The sequence below is a fragment of the Verrucomicrobium sp. BvORR034 genome (assembly GCF_000739635.1).
Taxonomy (GTDB): domain Bacteria; phylum Verrucomicrobiota; class Verrucomicrobiia; order Verrucomicrobiales; family Verrucomicrobiaceae; genus Verrucomicrobium.
The window spans coordinates 1-15,784 of the sequence record NZ_BATQ01000045.1 but is presented as its reverse complement, the minus strand read 5'-3'; the positions used below and the strand labels follow the sequence as shown (position 1 = coordinate 15,784).

At 61.0% G+C, this 15,784-nt stretch carries 12 protein-coding genes and 1 pseudogene; 6 read left to right on the top strand and 7 right to left on the bottom strand.

Annotated features, from left to right (window positions below):
- Window positions 1-7 precede the first annotated feature (7 nt).
- Both BV034_RS07640 and BV034_RS07635 read left to right on the top strand, forming a co-directional pair.
- The gene (locus tag BV034_RS07640) at window positions 8-2,185 is read left to right on the top strand and encodes a histidine kinase (RefSeq protein ID WP_081887650.1); all 2,178 of its coding nucleotides are present in this window, start codon (window positions 8-10) and stop codon (window positions 2,183-2,185) included.
- Window positions 2,182-2,838 (top strand): response regulator transcription factor, encoded by a 657-nt coding sequence (locus BV034_RS07635; protein ID WP_050025714.1) that lies wholly within the window; start codon window positions 2,182-2,184, stop codon window positions 2,836-2,838. Before BV034_RS07640 ends, BV034_RS07635 begins: the two co-directional genes overlap by 4 nt.
- Window positions 2,839-2,842: 4 nt before the next feature.
- Here the strand turns inward: BV034_RS07635 and BV034_RS07630 are convergent, their stop codons facing one another.
- The 6 genes and pseudogenes from BV034_RS07630 to BV034_RS07605 all read right to left on the bottom strand — a co-directional run bounded on the left by BV034_RS07630 (window position 2,843) and on the right by BV034_RS07605 (window position 10,809).
- Complete coding sequence (locus tag BV034_RS07630) at window positions 2,843-3,607, bottom strand: PEP-CTERM sorting domain-containing protein (protein ID WP_050025713.1); 765 nt, start codon at window positions 3,605-3,607, stop codon at window positions 2,843-2,845.
- An 83-nt stretch (window positions 3,608-3,690) separates the two neighbouring features.
- Complete coding sequence (locus BV034_RS07625) at window positions 3,691-4,275, bottom strand: HD domain-containing protein (RefSeq protein ID WP_050025712.1); 585 nt, start codon at window positions 4,273-4,275, stop codon at window positions 3,691-3,693.
- A gap of 245 nt (window positions 4,276-4,520) precedes the next feature.
- A pseudogene (locus BV034_RS07620) lies at window positions 4,521-7,660 on the bottom strand (multidrug efflux RND transporter permease subunit).
- Window positions 7,661-7,720: 60 nt separating this feature from the next.
- Window positions 7,721-8,995, bottom strand: a complete 1,275-nt coding sequence (locus tag BV034_RS07615; RefSeq protein WP_050025711.1) for an efflux RND transporter periplasmic adaptor subunit — start codon at window positions 8,993-8,995, stop codon at window positions 7,721-7,723.
- Window positions 8,992-9,630 carry a TetR/AcrR family transcriptional regulator gene (locus tag BV034_RS07610; protein WP_050025710.1) on the bottom strand — a complete coding sequence of 213 codons (639 nt, stop codon included), beginning with the start codon at window positions 9,628-9,630 and terminating at the stop codon, window positions 8,992-8,994. The genes BV034_RS07615 and BV034_RS07610 overlap by 4 nt, the downstream gene beginning before the upstream one ends.
- 111 nt (window positions 9,631-9,741) lie before the next feature.
- Entirely contained in the window at window positions 9,742-10,809 is a 1,068-nt protein-coding gene (locus BV034_RS07605) for a cytochrome D1 domain-containing protein (protein WP_265592751.1), read from the bottom strand.
- Between the two features lie 280 nt (window positions 10,810-11,089).
- Here BV034_RS07605 and BV034_RS07600 point away from each other — a divergent pair, with 280 nt between their 5' ends.
- From BV034_RS07600 to modA, 4 genes are all read left to right on the top strand, one after another.
- The gene (locus BV034_RS07600; protein ID WP_050025709.1) at window positions 11,090-11,743 is read left to right on the top strand and encodes a hypothetical protein; all 654 of its coding nucleotides are present in this window, start codon (window positions 11,090-11,092) and stop codon (window positions 11,741-11,743) included.
- 57 nt (window positions 11,744-11,800) lie between these two features.
- Window positions 11,801-12,181: a winged helix-turn-helix domain-containing protein gene (locus tag BV034_RS07595; RefSeq protein ID WP_050025708.1), complete on the top strand. Its 381-nt coding sequence runs from the start codon at window positions 11,801-11,803 to the stop codon at window positions 12,179-12,181.
- A 122-nt stretch (window positions 12,182-12,303) separates the two neighbouring features.
- Window positions 12,304-13,782, top strand: coding sequence for an alginate export family protein (locus BV034_RS07590; RefSeq protein WP_050025706.1), 1,479 nt, complete (start codon window positions 12,304-12,306; stop codon window positions 13,780-13,782).
- Window positions 13,783-13,801: 19 nt separating this feature from the next.
- A complete protein-coding gene (modA, locus tag BV034_RS07585) occupies window positions 13,802-14,584 on the top strand; it encodes a molybdate ABC transporter substrate-binding protein (protein ID WP_050025704.1) in 783 nt (260 codons plus the stop codon).
- 112 nt (window positions 14,585-14,696) lie between these two features.
- On the opposite strand, the gene BV034_RS35840 is transcribed toward modA, so the two are convergent.
- Window positions 14,697-14,876, bottom strand: coding sequence for a hypothetical protein (locus BV034_RS35840; protein WP_265592750.1), 180 nt, complete (start codon window positions 14,874-14,876; stop codon window positions 14,697-14,699).
- Window positions 14,877-15,784: the final 908 nt, after the last annotated feature.

Here is a 15,784-nt window from a genome sequence, read left to right as displayed (position 1 = left end):
CTGCTCCATGTCAGAAATTTTTCTCCCCCTTCCTCGTTTGAGAGGAGCCTTCCGGGCCGTTCGTGCCTGGTGGGCAGCGATTGCCGCGGCACTTGGGTGTCTTGCCGCCACAGAGGTCGCAAGAGCCACCCCTTTGCCGTTCAAGGAGGCCGTAGCAACCCACGAGCCTGCCGATGGAACGGGGCGCATTGGCGAGGCTATTGATGGCATCCTCAGCGCAGACAACGGCTGGAATCTCCGCGGTGGCCAGCATCGTCAGCAAGGCGCGCTCTTCATTCTGGAAAAGCCCGTCACCGCCTCCATCTACCAGGTTCAGCTCTCCTCTCTCGCAGCCACTTCAGGGGCTCATCCGGCCTGCTTTTCGGTGAGCGTGACCACGGACTCCGCACCCACCATGAACTCCCGATGGACGCCGCTCATCCCCAAGACAGCATTTCTCAATGACTTCAGCCAGGTCAGACAGGGTGGCATCGAGTTTCAAGGCGGGCGCATCATCATCCGCCCTCATCCCAGCCCCACCGTGCTGACCTTCCGTGCCACGGCTCCGGTGGGCAATGTCACGGCGTTCAACCTGCGCTTGTTTCCTTATACCAGCGATGGTGCACCGGGCCGTCCGGCCAGTCTGGGATGCGATGCGCAAGGCAGCCTGATCCTGACAGAATTCCATGTCGAGGCGGATCCGCTGCGCTCCACCAACATCGCCATTGGCCGCGTCGCGACCTGCTCCGGCCCCATCGTCGGCTACCTGCCCGCCTGGTATCTCACGGATGGTTTCGACAGCACCTTCACTCATCCAGAGAATCCTGAGGGACAGCCCTTCCACTTCGATTTCGATCTGGGCCGGCACATGGAATTGGACCATGTTGTCATCCGTGGTCGCGGCGATGGGCGACGCCCAGACCGGCTGAGTCGCTACCGTGTGCAGGTCCTCCAGGAGGGCTCCGCCACCCCGGCATGGGAGGCCTCTTTGCGCTCGGATGGCTCAAACTCAGGCGTGGGCGGCAGTGACATCATCCGGAATCATGACGGCAAGGGGACCTTCGGCGGCAGGCACCTGCGCATTCTCAACCAGAGTAGGCAGGCCAACTCTCCACAGATTGCGGAGGTGGAGGTTTACCCCGCGTTGCGCCCCGTACTCTCCGACTGGTTCGAGGATGGAACACCTGTCTCCGCCGGCACGGAGCTGGAGGTCTCCGCGCGGAGCCGCCGAATCGCCTTCACCGTGCAGACGTCCGCCGTCCCGGCGGTGAAAGACCTCATCACCTACCGCTGGAAAGTGGTGGGTCAGGGCGACTCCTGGCAAATGATCGATTCCTCAGGCAAGGCGGTCATCGCCCCGCTTCCAGACGAAGGGCACTACCGTCTCGTCGTCCAGGCGCGCCACACCGACGGCCGGTGGGATGAGTCCGAGGCGAATGTCTCCCTCTCTGTCCTGCCCCCCTGGTGGCGCCGGCCTGGTCGTGTGCTCGCGCTGCTGACCTCCCTCATCCTCCTCGTGGGAGTCACGGGTTGGGCGATTTCAGTCCGGCGCATCAAGACGGAATTGAGCCTTGCCCGGCAGCGGGCCACTCTCAACCAGGAGCGACTGCGCATCTCCCGGGACATGCACGATGACGTGGGAGCCCGCCTCACGGGACTGGCCCTGCTCGCAGACCGGTGCCAGAAGACGGGGTCGCCCGAAGCACTGCAGCGGCTTGCCACGGAAGCCCGCGAATCCGTCGCGGCGCTGGATGAGATCGTCTGGTCTGTGAATCCCCGCCACGACACCGTCGGCAGCCTCGTGGAGCATCTGGAAGACTATGCACTGAGCTATCTTCAGACCGCCGGGATCAATTGCCTCCTGGAGGTGGATGTGCCCTGGCCGGAACACGCCCTTGGTCTCCATGAACGGCACCTTCTGCTCATGGCATCCAAGGAGGCCCTGCAGAACACGGTCAAGCACGCCCAGGCAGACACTGTGACCTTCGCCTGCCGCCAGACCTCCAGCATGCTAACCCTCCAGTTCACGGACAACGGCCTAGGGCTACCGGGAGGCGTTGTTTCTGGAACAAAAGGGGACGGGGTGGAAAACATGCGCCAGCGCCTGGGCGAGGCGGGTGGTTCGTGCGAAATCCAGACCGCCGCCTCTGGAGGCACCACCGTCACCTTTCGCCTCCCCTTGCCACCTCAACCATCCTCAGCATGACCATCACCGTCAGCCTTGTGGAAGACAACCCGCTGCTCGCCAGCGAGCTCCAGCAGCTTGTCGCCGGGGCTCCGGACATGGTCTGCCTCGACGTCTATGGCACCGTGGCCACCGCCCTGGAGGGATTGCCAGTCCGCACGCCGGAGATCCTCCTGGTGGATCTGCGCCTGCCGGACCACAGCGGAGTGGATCTCATTGCCGCCGTCAGCGACCGTCTCCCGGACGTCCAGTGCGTGGTCCTCACCATGTATGAGGAGAGCGACCTCATTTTCAGCGCCCTTCAGGCAGGGGCATGTGGTTATCTCCTGAAGCGCACGCCCCCGGAGGAGCTGCTCCAGGCCATTCGTCAGGTTCAGGCGGGGGGCTCAGTCATCACCCCGAAGATTGCCCGCCGCATTCTGGAGATCTTCCCCAAGCTGACCCGTGCTCAACCAGAACCGGCAGCCACTCCCATGGAGCAACTGAGTGAGCGGGAATTGTCGGTGCTAAAACTGCTCGTAAGCGGCCGTGCCCGCAAACAGATCGTGGATGACCTCGCCCTTAACATTCACACCCTCGACTACACCATCCGCTCCATCTACCGCAAGCTGCGGGTCAACTGCCTGGCGGCCGCGATCTCAGTGGCGGTGAAGGGAAAGATCGTGAGGCCCTGAAGCTCTAAGAGCCGATTTTGCGCCTCGCGACAGCCCGTCTGCGGCACAGGCCTACGGAAACAACTCCCATCATGGCGAGCAAAGCCTGCGACGGCTCGGGTACGGCCCGCAGCTGAAACCCGTTGATCTGGGTGGAGTCTGTCGTCCCGGCGCTATGACTGCCCAGGAGGTCGAAACTCTGTGTGGTGGCATTGGCAGTGAAGGTTCCAATCACGTACTGCCCCAGACCGCCTGCCACATTCTGAACGTTGAAATCCAGCACCGCTGTCGCTCCGGCAGTGAGATCGAGGGTCCGGCCAGAGGTGCCTCCACCTCGCGAGTCATTGACCCAGAATTGCACCAGATAACTCTGCCCGATGGTCAGCCCGCTCAGGTTGAGCGTCTCCAGGGTGGCACCATCCGTATACCTGCCAGAACCGATCAAGGCCTGATATCCTGCGCTCAGAGCACTGTAGGGTGCCGCCGCATTGCCGAACACGGCCCCCGGGTTCAGATTCAATGTGTCGGTGAGTCCCGGGACCGCGGCCGTGTTGTTGTAAGCCGCGAATGTCACCCCATTGACCGTTGTCGCCGTGGCGGACCCAATGTTGGCTGCAAGAATGATGCTCCCTGAGGTGCTGACATCCGCATCCCCGGAAATGGACTGTGGGCTCGACCACAACACGGTAGCGCCAGACACCACGGAAGTGCTGGCCTCAGCCAGGAGAAGCGCGGCGAGCCATGTGAAAATCTTCTTTTTCATCATCTTGAGGGCGTGGTGGCTCCTCATGCGAGGTCCTCCAAACACTCAAAATGTCAGGGCAGTCCGCCCCGCTTCAACCTCTTCGCCTTACGAGAGCTCGTAACCCCTCCTTACGGCTTCACCTGCCGGATGGTATTCGCCAGCATCTGCCGCGCCACCCGGAGATTCGCAGGCAGAGGGGCACGTTTCATGGCATCGAGGAACAATTCGGCCTTCCCGATGGTCTGCTTCAGCTTGGGCGAGTGGAACCGGGCAATGAGATTGTCCATCAGATCTGCCACTTTCACCGCCACAGCCACATCCGAGGCCTGGAGGACCTGGGCGATGTAGTCAGCTTCAGACAGGTCTTCCTGACGGGTGAGCGCCTGGACCGCCAGGGAAACACTGGTGCCAAAAACAGCTTCCACGAGGCCGGGATCCGTGGGGGTCTTTTCCACCACATCATGCAGCAGCGCCACCACAGAGTACTCGGGAGCATCCAGCAACAGGACATTGTGCACGATGTTGGCCACGCGGTACGCATGGTCCGCCTCGGGCTCATCCGGGTCATCGCGCCGGAATCCTTCCAGATGGCGGTTGGCGAAGGACGCTGCCTTCAGCACATCGGAGTCCGTGGAATCAAGGTAAAGGAACTGCGCCATTCCCACCACCGGATGGGCGTGGGCTCGCAGGGGCATGCTGGAAAGGAGGGTCATGACTTAAATGGGGTTTCAGGAGCGAGATCGCACCCGATGGCACGCACACTCTCGCTTGGCGGGAAATCGCATGCCACCCCACAATTGGGTGCAGTTGTTTCATCAGAATCCACCTGCACCCACCCTGAACGAGGTATCATCCATTCCCCCTAGTGCTCGTCGGCTGCTTCGACCGCGGGCCCCTGTAGAGGCCATGCACCCCGGCTTCGCCTTTCACAGCAGGAGCCGGGGCACTCATTCGTCAACTAACCAGCATGCCCTGATGCAGGCGTTGGGGCGGGCACGGAGGGCGTTTCCTCCTCTTCCTTCTTCGGCGGCCCCGAGATTTTTTCAGCCAGGGTCTGGACCTCCTTATAGAGCCAGGGAATGAAGAAGACCCCGATCAAGGTGGCCGCACTCATGCCAAAGCACACCGCCGTGCCCAGGCTCTGCCGGCTGGCCGCCCCGGCACCGGTGGAGAGGACCAGAGGCACCACCCCCAGGATGAAGGCCAGGGAGGTCATGATGATCGGTCTCAGCCGGAGCTTCGCACCTTCCAGCGCAGCCTCCTCAATGCCCATGCCCGCCTCACGTCGCACCTTGGCAAACTCCACAATCAAGATGGCATTCTTCGCTGCCAGACCGATGAGCATCACGAGACCGATCTGCACATACACATCATTGGTCAATCCTCGCAGCCATGCCCCCAAGAAGGCACCGAACACCCCGATGGGCAGGCCGAAGAGGACCGCGAAGGGCACGGCCCAGCTCTCATACTGGGCAGCCAGCACGAGGAAGACGAACAAGAGAGCCAGACCAAGAATGATGCCTTGCTGTCCGGCCGCCTGTTTTTCCTGCAAAGCCGTTCCCGTCCATTCATACCCGTAGCCATCCGGCAGGTTCTCCTTGGCGAGCTCTTCCATCGCCTGGATGACCTGCCCGGAGCTGACGCCGGGAGCCCCGGTGGCCGTTATTTCCGAGGTCCGGTAGAGGTTGAAGTGGGGCAGCAGATCCGCCCCGGTGCTGGACTCCACCTTGGCGAAGGTGCTGAAGGGGACCATGCTCCCGTCTGCGCTGCGCACATAGATGTTGTAGATGTCCTCCGGCACCATGCGATAGGCTGGCTCCGCCTGCACCTTCACCTGGAAGCTGCGGCCGAACAGGGTGAGATCGTTCACATACAGCCCGCCCAGATAGCTCTGCAGGGCTCCAAAGACGCTGTCCAAGGGCACGCCCAGAGTCTTGATTTTGTCACGATCCAGATCCACAAAAGTCTGCGGCACCTGCGTGCTGTAGAACGAGAACACCCGTGCCAGATCTGGCCGCTGCGCCGCCGCACCGAGCATCTTGTTGGAGACCTCCTGCAATTCTTCAGGGGACCGGCCGCTGCGATCCTGCAGTTCGAACTGCACGCCCCCGGCATTGCCCAGGCCCTGGATGGGCGGAGGTGAGGTCGGGATGATCATTGCTTCGGGGATCTGGCTCACCTTGGCATAGATGGCAGGAACGATTTGTGCCACCTGTTCAGACGGGTCGGGCCGTTCCTTCCAGTCCTTCAGCGAGACAATGCAAACCCCGGCATTGGAGCTGCGCGCCCCGCTCAGGAGATTCAGACTTCCGATCGTGATGACATCGCTGACCCCTGGCGTCTTCGCGAGGATGTCCTCCACCTTGCGGAGCACCTTGTCCGTCCTCTCCTGAGAGGCACCATCAGGCAGCGTGGTGATCACAAACAGATAACCCATGTCCTCATCGGGCAGGAACGAGGTGGGAAGTTGTTTCAACAATCCCACGGTGCCGGTGTACAGCCCCGCCAGCAGCACCAGGGTGATGACAGCATAGCGGATGAGCCAGCGGCAGATGCTCACATAGTGCCCGGTGATGCGGTCAAACCAGCGGTTGAACGCAGCCAGCCCACGCCCCAGCGGCCCCTTGGGAGGCTCCCGGTGGCGCAGCAGCATCACACAGAGTGCCGGGGTGAGAGTCAAAGCCACCAGCGCGGACAACATCACCGAGACCGACAGGGTGATCGCAAACTGCTGGTAGAGCTTGCCTGTGATGCCGCCCATGAAGGACACCGGCACAAACACGGAACACAACACCAGGGCGATGGCGACGACCGGCCCCGACACCTCGTGCATGGCTTTTCGTGTCGCAGCCAGCGGGCTCAATCCTTTCTCGATATGGTGCTCCACCGCCTCCACCACCACGATGGCGTCATCCACCACCAGACCAATGGCGAGCACCATGGCGAACAGGGTGAGCGTGTTGATGGTGAACCCGAGCGGGCCAAAGATGGCGAATGTGCCGATGAGCGACACCGGCACCGCCAGCATGGGGATCAAGGTGGCACGCCAGTTGCCCAGGAAGATGAACACCACCACGACCACCAGCACAAAGGCCTCGGCCAGTGTGTGGATCACTTCCTCAATCGATGCAGTCACAAACAGCGTCGTGTCGAAGCTCACCTTCACCTTCATGCCGTTCGGAAAGGCGGTGGCCAGCTCATCCATGCGCTTCTTGCAGGCCTCCGCCGTATCCAGCGCGTTCGCAGTGGGCAGCTGGAAAATCCCAATGAGCGCCGCAGGAGAGCCATTGATGCGGCCGAAGCTCGCGTAATCCTTGCCCCCCAGTTCCGTCCGGGCCACGTCCCGGAGCCGCACCACGGTGCCGTCCGCCAGGGTGGTCAGCACAATTTCCCCGAACTCATCCGGCTGCACAAGCCGGCCCTTCACATTCACGGAGAACTGGAACTCCGTGCCTTTCTCCGCTGGAGGTGCCCCGATCTGCCCCGCCGCTGCCTGCACGTTTTGTTCCGCCAGCGCATTGGAGACGTCATTGGCCGTGAGCCCCAGCTTGGCCAGCTTGTCCGGCTGGAGCCAGACCCGCATGGAGTAGTCCTTCTGCGTGAAGATCTGCACGGCACCCACGCCCTGCACGCGGGCCAGCTCAGACTGCAGGTTCAGGAAAGCATAGTTGTTCAGGAAGAGGTCATCATAGGTGCCGTCCGGTGAGCTGAGGGCAAAGACCAGCAACATGTCCGGAGACTGCTTGGTGACGGTGATGCCGTTCTTCGTGACATCCGTGGGCAGCTTGGGCTGGGCCCGGGCCACGCGGTTCTGCACGTCCACGGCGGCATCGTCAATGTTCTTGCCCACCTTGAAGGTCACCTTGATGGAGCTCTGCCCATCGCTGGTGCTGCCGCTGGACATGTAGAGCATGTCCTCCGCGCCGTTGATTTCCTGCTCCAGCGGGGTGGTCACGGTTTCCTCCACGACCTTCGAACTCGCCCCCGGATAGGTGGCGGTCACCTGAATGGTGGGGGCGTCATGTTGGGGTAGCGGGCAATGGGCAGCGAGCGCAACCCCAGCCAGCCTACCAGCAGGATCAAAATCGAGATGACCATCGCGAACACGCGACGGTTGATAAAGAACTGGGCCATAGAGGTCTCCGGTGAAGGTGGATGTTACTTGCCGTCGTTCGCTGCCGGTTTGTCACCCGAAGGAGCCGCTGGTGCTGCAGGTGCAGAGGCTGGAGCAGGAGCCGCCTCCGGCGCTTTCTCTGGAGCGGGTGCTGCGGGCGGAGCAGGCTTGCCACCCTCGTCCGTGCTGGCCTGCTGCGGGTTCACCACCATGCCCGGCCGCGCCTTCTGCAGCCCTTCCACCACCACGCGCTCCCCAGCTTTCAGTCCGCTGGTTACGATGAAATAATCTTCAAACCGGTCCTTGGCCACGATGGGCCGCTGCTCCACCTTGTTGCCCTCGCCCACCACCATCACCGACTGCACGCTCTGTGTGCTCACCACCGCCCGCTGGGGCACCAGCACCACATCCGGCCGCTCCTCGGTCATGGCCCGCACCCGGCCGAACTGGCCCGGCTTGAGCAGCCCCTCGGCATTGGGGAAGGACACCACAATCTTCAGCGTCCCCGCCTTGGCGTCCAGCGCACGATCCGCGAACTCGAACTTTCCGACATGCTCATAAGTCGTGCCATCACTGAGAAGCAGACGGAACTGCATGGCCGCGCTGTGCTTGTCCCGCGCCTCATCATCCCCCATGAACCGGCGCTGAAAGCGGATGTAGTTCCCCTCCGGCACGTTGAAGTGCACACGCATGGGATCCACGATGGAGACCACCGCCAGCAGCATGGTGTCAGAGCTGCTGCCCACGTAGTTTCCTACATCCACGAGGCGGGCACCGATGACCCCGTCAAAGGGCGCCCTCATCACCGTGTACCCCAGGCTGAGTTCCGCCGAGGTCAGCGCCGCCTTGAGGGCCAGCACTTCAGAGTCCGCCACCCGCGCATTGGCATTGGCCGTGTCCAGATCCTGTTGGGAAATCGCGTTCTGCTTCACCAGGGGCTCCAGCCGCTTGGCATCCGCCCGGGCCCTTTCCGCAGTCGCCTCTGCCTTGGCCACATTGGCTTTGGCCTGCGCCACCGCCGCCTCATAAGGTTTGGGATCAATCTCAAAGAGCAGATCGCCCTTTTTCACCAGCCCCCCTTCACGAAACGGCGCCTGCGTCAGGAAGCCCTGCACCCGCGCCCGGATTTCGACCGTGGCGGCCGCCTGGGTTTGTGCCACATTTTCCACAAAGATGGGCACCGTGCGCTGGATGGTTTGGGCCACGATCACGGCCGGTGGCGGAGGGGCCATGGCCTGCGGCTTTTTCTTCCCGCAGGCGGGGAGGAAGACGGCGGCAGTCAGAGCCACCGCCAGATGGGGAACGACGTTGAGTTTCATGGAGGAGTGGATCGGGAGATGGAACGGAGCGCGCATTCGGAGACAAACCGGGCCTGAGACTTCCAGGACTTGGGCGACAGCAGCCCCGACGCCCACTGGCGGAACAGGGCCACAACCATCCCCTGGATGATCATGGTAAAAAGCCGGGGATCACCCGGGCGAAAGTCACCCGCCTTCTGCCCCACCGTGATGCGGGCAGCGAGCCACGATTCAAACCGGTTTCTCAGGGCCTCCAGCCGCTTCTGCGAGGCGGGCTCCTTCATCACCTCCACCCCTTCTGAGAAGTAAATCTGGATCAGGGAAATGTCGCGGCTTGCGTACTCGATCTGCGACTCCACCACCACCCGCAGCGCATCCAGGGGATCTGTCGCTGCCTTCACCGCCTCCTGCACATGACGCGTCACGCCCGACATCTGTCGCTCCAGCAGCCCCATGAAGAGGGCTTCCTTGCCTGAGAAGTAACGATAAATGGCTCCCGTGGCATATTCCGCGGCGCGGGCAATGTCCTCCATGGAGGTGCGATGATAGCCCTTGGCGGCAAACTCCTGCGCCGCTGCCGACAGCAGCCCCTCGATCTTCCTTTCCCGTTCCCGGGTCCGGCGATCGGCTGCTTGCAGTTGTGAATCAGCATTCACGTTTCTGAATACGCATTCACTTTTACAACTGGATGTGAAGTGACGAAAAAAAATGCCAGCCCCCGTCCGGGGCTGGCATCGCCAAATTCAGAGTCGAAGTTTCGCCTTCGCTTACTTTTTGGCCCAGGCCAGGCCATCGGCCACTTTGCCCACGTCCACGAGGGACTCCACTTTCCACGCCTTCAAATCGATCACTGCCACCTGGGCACTGGCGTCACAAGACACATAAGCCTTGGCCCCATCGGGGCTGATGATCAATGCCTGGGGGGCGGCGGGCACGTCCACGGTACGGCCCAGCTTCATGGTCGCCAGATCCACTTCCACCACTTGATTACGGTTGATGATCGCCACCAGCAGGGTTTTGCCATCAGGGTTGGCCGCTGTGCCATAGCCGTAGTCCGGCAGCGCGATGCTGTTCTTCACCGTGTTCGTCGCAGTGTCCACCACCACCAGGAGCGGCTGCACCTGATCCGAGGTGAAGGCCAGCTTGTCGTCCACAGAAAGGGAGATGCGCTGGGTACGCGGTGCCACCTTGATACTGGTGATGAGCTTTCTGGCCTCCAGATCCAGTACCGAGACCGTGCCGGATTCCACATTCGCCGTGTAGCCACGTTTGCCGTCTTTGGAAACGGTCAGCATGTGGGACTCTGGATGTCCCGTCGGCACAGAGCCCAGAATCTTGAAGGTCTTGGGATCGATGACGGCCACCGAGTTCTCCAGCTCCGTGGTCACATAGAGCAGCCCGGTCTTCTCGCAGGTGATCGGGCAGTGCGGACGCACCCCTTTGCCAAAGTCAATGGTGGCCACGATGGCCTTTTTCTCCAGGTCGATCACCCGAATGAGCTGGCCGTCGGTGCCCGGCTTGCCCACGCCGGAGTTTCCGAAGATGGGGACAAATGCCAGCTTGCCGTCCGCCGAAGCGGAGACCTCATGCCCCGTGATCCCCTCTTCCGGCACCACCGCGACCTGCTTGTTGGTCTTGGGATCGATCAGGGACAGGCTGCGGTCGCCTTTGTTGGTGACCAGCACCGTGCCATCCACCACAGGGGCGATGGTTTGGGCTCCCGCCACGCCCTGGCACCCCAGAGCGATGCAAGCTACCCCCAGTCCGGCAGCGAGCCAGTGTCGGCGTTTGATGACAGGGTGGAAAATTGAAGGAGAGGGTGCAGTTTTCTTCATGAGGAGCTTCGAAGTGAGCTGACATTAACCGGGGTGCAACACGGATCTTTCAGCGTGGGTTCAGCTGGCACCTCCCCAGGCTTATCAAAATGGAGATCGGTTCAACGCCCACCGGAAATCCCGCACCCATTCATTTTGCAATTCAATCGATACAACTTTATTGCAGTAACATGCAAAAAAATACTGACAATTTAAGGCACAAGTGAAAGACCTCACCCCCACGACAGTTATCACACCTCCACTTCGAATAAAATTCACCTTCCAGACACCCTGTTCGCTCATGAACGAGCCCAAGTACGAAGCCTATGAGGTTGTAACCATGTTTGGCCGGTATACGGGGGCATGGCAGGAGTATGGCCAACGAATCGCGGCCAGACACCAGATCATCAATCTTTGGATGGGCAGCTCCACCGCCTTGATTGTCTATTTTGCGAAGGAAGACCTCACCAAAGATATCGGGATTGCCACGGCACTGGCGCTCCCGGCCCTCGCGATCGCCATGTTTGCCATGCTCTTGCTGCATGACTTGATGATGCAGCGTCTGAGCGACTACATGTTCACTTGTGAACTTCACAACAACAGGCATGCATCAGTAGCTGGTCAAACTCCCCTTCCCAGCTACCGGGCAGACAGCAAGTTTTCTGATGGCTTTCTAGGGACCCGTTCCCTGCAAAACCATGTCCTTTGCGTTGTCTCTGTAGCACTTTGGTTGGCCACCTTGTTCATAGACCAGCATCGCACTACTTCACAAACTGCACACTCGGCTCTGAATTCCGGACATTTGGGGGTGCTGCCAGCGTGGACCCAGCCAGCGTTGTTCATTCTTTGGGTTGCCGCGATTGCTATCAACTACTTCGCTATTTTCTACCGCTTCATACAATGCCGGAAGCGGGAGAGAGATCGCGACAAAGCTGAAGCGCACCGGCCCATTTGACTGCTCCGCGATCTCACAAGGATTGCTCTGCCATCGTTCCAACGCTATCGTTAGGCGATGCAAACACCCGCCGACGTCAAACCTGGTTTCAACTTGCAGCCGAGGCTGCGAGTCTTCTTGGGATCCGCCATGGTTTTGGGCTGGGGAAAGATCCTGCTGCTGCGTCAGGTTCACGAGACAGGATCCATTGCCGAAGCGGCGCGGAACCTGGGCATGTCCTACAATCACGCCTGGAGCCTCATCAAACTGATGAACCAGCACTTTAAGGAGCCTGTGGTATCGGCCAGTCGGGGAGGTCCGGGCAGAGGCGGTGCGGTCATCACTCCTGCCGGGGAGAAAGTGCTGGAGCTCTACGAAGAAATGGCGAGCGAGTGCCTGAAAGCCACCAAGACCCAATGGCGTCGGCTGCAAGGCATGCTGAACGATCCCGCTGAATAGTCACGGTTTTCAAGGGCAAGGCGCTCATGCCTTGGATGAATATACTTGATAGATGATATCATTGACAAAATATATCAACGCTATCCATTGGCCACACCGCTCACAACCGGCGGCACTCCCAGATGAACTACAGGCATCTGCCCCTCAAAACGCTGTCTCCGGCCCTGGCCGGACTTCTCCTGCTCGGTCACACGGCGGTACCCGGACTCCAGGCTGGCACGCCTGCCGCACCCGCACCCGCCCCTGCTGCGGAAAAAAAGCCCGTCAGCGCCGGATTGCTCAATGATGCGCTGCGCCTCCAAAACCCGGCCTTTGAAGCCTGGGACATCGGTGGCCAGTTCCGGTTTCGCTACGAGCTGAAGGACGACGCCGGAGTGATCTCCAGCCAGGACTTCATCAGCCGTGGGGTGGACAATGACAACGACGTCTTCCTGTTTCGCGAGAAGCTGCACATTGGCTGGCAGCCGGAGTCCTGGCTCAAGCTGTATGCGGAAGGCCGCGGGGCTCAGGCGGAATCTGACGACCGCGATCCCAGCCCTGAGCAGGATGTCTGGGACCTTCACCAGGCCTATCTCCAGCTCGGCGATCCCAAGCTCTTCCCCCTCACCCTGAAGCTCGGTCGCCAGGAGATGACCTACGGCGACCAGCGTTTCATCGGTATTGGCGACTGGAGCAACACGGGACGCAGCTTCGACGCCGCAGTGCTCCGCTACTCCTTCAGCAGCACGAGCTGGATCGATGCCTTCACGAGCCGCGTCATCATCCCCCGGGACGATTATTTCAATGAATCCAACGAGTACGACCAGTTCTCCGGCCTCTACGCCTCCACCCAGAGTCTCTGGACCGGAGTGGAGACCCAGGCGTTTTTCCTCGCCCGCAACGTGAGCGGCAAGTCTCCCAACGCCATAGCCCCCGGCATTGGCGGTCCTACGGAGCGCGACGTGTACACCTACGGCGTGCGCCTCAAGTCCCTGCCGGACAAGTTCGGCCCCTGGGACTTCGCCTTTGAAGGTGCCGGCCAGTTTGGCGACATCGTCACAGCTGGCGTGGAGCGCGATCTCCAGTCGTTCGCCCTCACGGGCACGGTGGGCTACACGCTCCGCGACGTCTGGGCCAAGCCTCGTATCGCCCTCGGCTACGACTATGCCAGCGGCGATTCCAACGGCAGCGACGGCGATCACGAGACATTCGAGCCCCTCTTCGGCACCAACCACTCCTTCTATGGGGTGATGGATCTCGTGGGTCTGCGCAACCTCAACAGCCCGAGGATCTCCTTCTCCTTGAAGCCTGCCAAGGGACTCACACTCTCGGTGGACTACCTCCTCTTCTGGCTGGCCGACACCAGCGACTCCTTCTATCCGGAGTCCGGCTCTGCCCGCAGCGGCAATGGTTACGGGAAAAACACACAGTGCAGCTCGTTCGTTGGCTCTGAACTCGACATTGTGGCCAAGTACGCCTTCAGCCCCGCTACGGAGTTCCAGCTCGGCTACGGTCACTTCTTCCCCGGCGACTACATCAAGAGCTCAGTGGGAAGCGTGCCGAGGAACGGCGGTGCCACCGGGGCCGACTGGCTCTATGTGCAGGCTGTTTTCAACTTCTAACCGATACCCGCCCTACTGAATGAAAACACGCACTCTGCTATCCGTCCTGACCGCCCTGGCAGTGGGCAGTCTGATCCCCCACTCCCTCTCTGCCCAGACGAAGGAACTGCGCGTATCCGCAGCCGCGAGCCTGGCCGATGTCCTCAAGGAAATTCACGCTGGGTTTGAGAAGGCCCATGGCGTCAAAGTCGAGCTCAATCTGGGAGCCTCCAGCGCCGTGGTCAGGCAGATTGAAGCCGGAGCGCCTGCGGATGTCTTCATCTCGGCCGACGCCCCCAAGATGGACCAGCTTGAGAAAGCCGGCCTCATCAACACTGCCACGCGCGAAGACCAGCTCTCCAACGCCCTCGTGGTGGTGGTGCCTGCCGACAGTAAACTTGCCATCACTGGTGGCAAGGACCTGCTGAAGCCGGACATTCGCAAGCTCGCTCTGGGCGATCCCAAGGCCGTCCCCGCCGGGGTGTACACCAAGGAATGGCTCACCAAGCTGGGTCTCTGGGCTCAGGTGGAGGCCAAGGTCCTGGCTACGGAAAATGTCCGCGCCGCGCTGGCAGCCGTGGAGTCCGGCAATGTGGAGGCCGGAGTAGTGTACAAGACTGATGCAGCCATCACCACCAAGGTGAAGGTCGCCTTCGAGGTGTCCGCCGCTGAAGGACCGGTCATCACCTACCCCATGGCCGCCCTGAAGGACGCGAAGAACGCCGATCTGGCCAAGCAGTACCTGGAGTACCTGGACACCCCGGAGTCCCATGCGCTCTTCCAGAAGTACGGCTTCATCGTGCTTCCTGAACCCAAGCGCTGAGACTTGCAACAATCAGGGGGCAGCGCCCGCCACCCGGCGAAGCACCGCCCCCACTCAACACAACTCACTGAATGATCTACTGGGAAGGCAGATCGCCTCTCACAACGGTGGGTTAGAAGCTCAACCGGACGGCGGAAATCCAGGTCCACCCGCTGAAGCTGCCGCCCTCATCGCCTCCGTTCATGTCAGAGTATTCGACTCCGGACATGACTTTGAGCTTATCGCCGTAGAAGCGGTAGCTCAGGCCGCCGTTGATGTCTTGTCCCGATCCCGTCCGAACCTCCCATGACATTGCCTCACCGCTTGGTGCCTCTTTGGCCCTGGGGCGTAGTGCTTCGCTTGTGAGTTGCTGGAGAGCTTGGGCACATGGTGCAAAGGCGAACCTGGCAGCCGCTTCAGTTGGTGCTTGCCAAGGAACCTCAGGGTGGCTGACGTGGAGGTGTTGACGGCGATGGGAAGTAAGCGGATGTGGTCGGCCTTCCCACCTGAGCATTCTCTGCGCAAGGTACCCAAGGTTGACTCGCTTAAGGCCCGTCCAACCATTGGGCTGTGCTACAAATCCCCTTCAGGGATTGGCTTCTGACTAAGCCGGAGCCGATTCCTCGGCAGTCAGGAGAGGTTTTTCCGCGAAGCGGATACGGCCACAAGCCCAACGTTGACGAGCTTCCGGCGAGCCTACGTTGGAGTTGCCTACTCCGAAGGAGTTGTGGGGGTCTGATCTCCTTGCGCGTCCGAGGTTACTTGGCAGAACCAATCAACCGCGCGAGTTCGGGGTGGCCACCGAGAAACCACATGGAGGTGCCCGCCCCAGTCCGAAGTTGATCCCCTGCGGGAATCTCTAACACAGCCCAATGGTTGGACGAGCCCTAAGCGAGTCAACGTTGGGTACCACCACAGAGGATGCTCAGGTGAGAAGGCCGACAGCATCCGCTTTCTCTTCATCGCCATCTACACCTCCATGTCAGTCGGATGCGATATCGCGCGCTGAGCTGCCTGAGGTTCGCGGCAGGATGCCGCAAACAGCACGCAGGGATGCGTGCGCTCCCCAAGCTTCCCCTGCACAGACCATTTTAGGACACTGCCAGACTGCGTCTCACCACCCAGGTTCCTTGGCAGGCACTTGTTTCCCCCTTGCTGCATGCTGTTCCCGGCATCTTGCAAAAAGCCCCCCACGCACAAAAAAGCCGGGGCATCGCCCCA

What these genes read in the sequence shown, in the direction of transcription:
- BV034_RS07605 (WP_265592751.1), bottom strand. Translation starts at nt 10,809, where the DNA reads ATGAAGAAAACTGCACCCTCTCCTTCAATTTTCCACCCTGTCATCAAA.
- BV034_RS07615 (WP_050025711.1), bottom strand. Translation starts at nt 8,995, where the DNA reads ATGAAACTCAACGTCGTTCCCCATCTGGCGGTGGCTCTGACTGCCGCC.
- BV034_RS07630 (WP_050025713.1), bottom strand. Translation starts at nt 3,607, where the DNA reads ATGAGGAGCCACCACGCCCTCAAGATGATGAAAAAGAAGATTTTCACA.
- BV034_RS07640 (WP_081887650.1), top strand. Translation starts at nt 8, where the DNA reads ATGTCAGAAATTTTTCTCCCCCTTCCTCGTTTGAGAGGAGCCTTCCGG.
- BV034_RS07625 (WP_050025712.1), bottom strand. Translation starts at nt 4,275, where the DNA reads ATGACCCTCCTTTCCAGCATGCCCCTGCGAGCCCACGCCCATCCGGTG.
- BV034_RS35840 (WP_265592750.1), bottom strand. Translation starts at nt 14,876, where the DNA reads ATGTCATGGGAGGTTCGGACGGGATCGGGACAAGACATCAACGGCGGC.
- BV034_RS07600 (WP_050025709.1), top strand. Translation starts at nt 11,090, where the DNA reads ATGAACGAGCCCAAGTACGAAGCCTATGAGGTTGTAACCATGTTTGGC.
- BV034_RS07635 (WP_050025714.1), top strand. Translation starts at nt 2,182, where the DNA reads ATGACCATCACCGTCAGCCTTGTGGAAGACAACCCGCTGCTCGCCAGC.
- modA (WP_050025704.1), top strand. Translation starts at nt 13,802, where the DNA reads ATGAAAACACGCACTCTGCTATCCGTCCTGACCGCCCTGGCAGTGGGC.
- BV034_RS07590 (WP_050025706.1), top strand. Translation starts at nt 12,304, where the DNA reads ATGAACTACAGGCATCTGCCCCTCAAAACGCTGTCTCCGGCCCTGGCC.
- BV034_RS07595 (WP_050025708.1), top strand. Translation starts at nt 11,801, where the DNA reads ATGCAAACACCCGCCGACGTCAAACCTGGTTTCAACTTGCAGCCGAGG.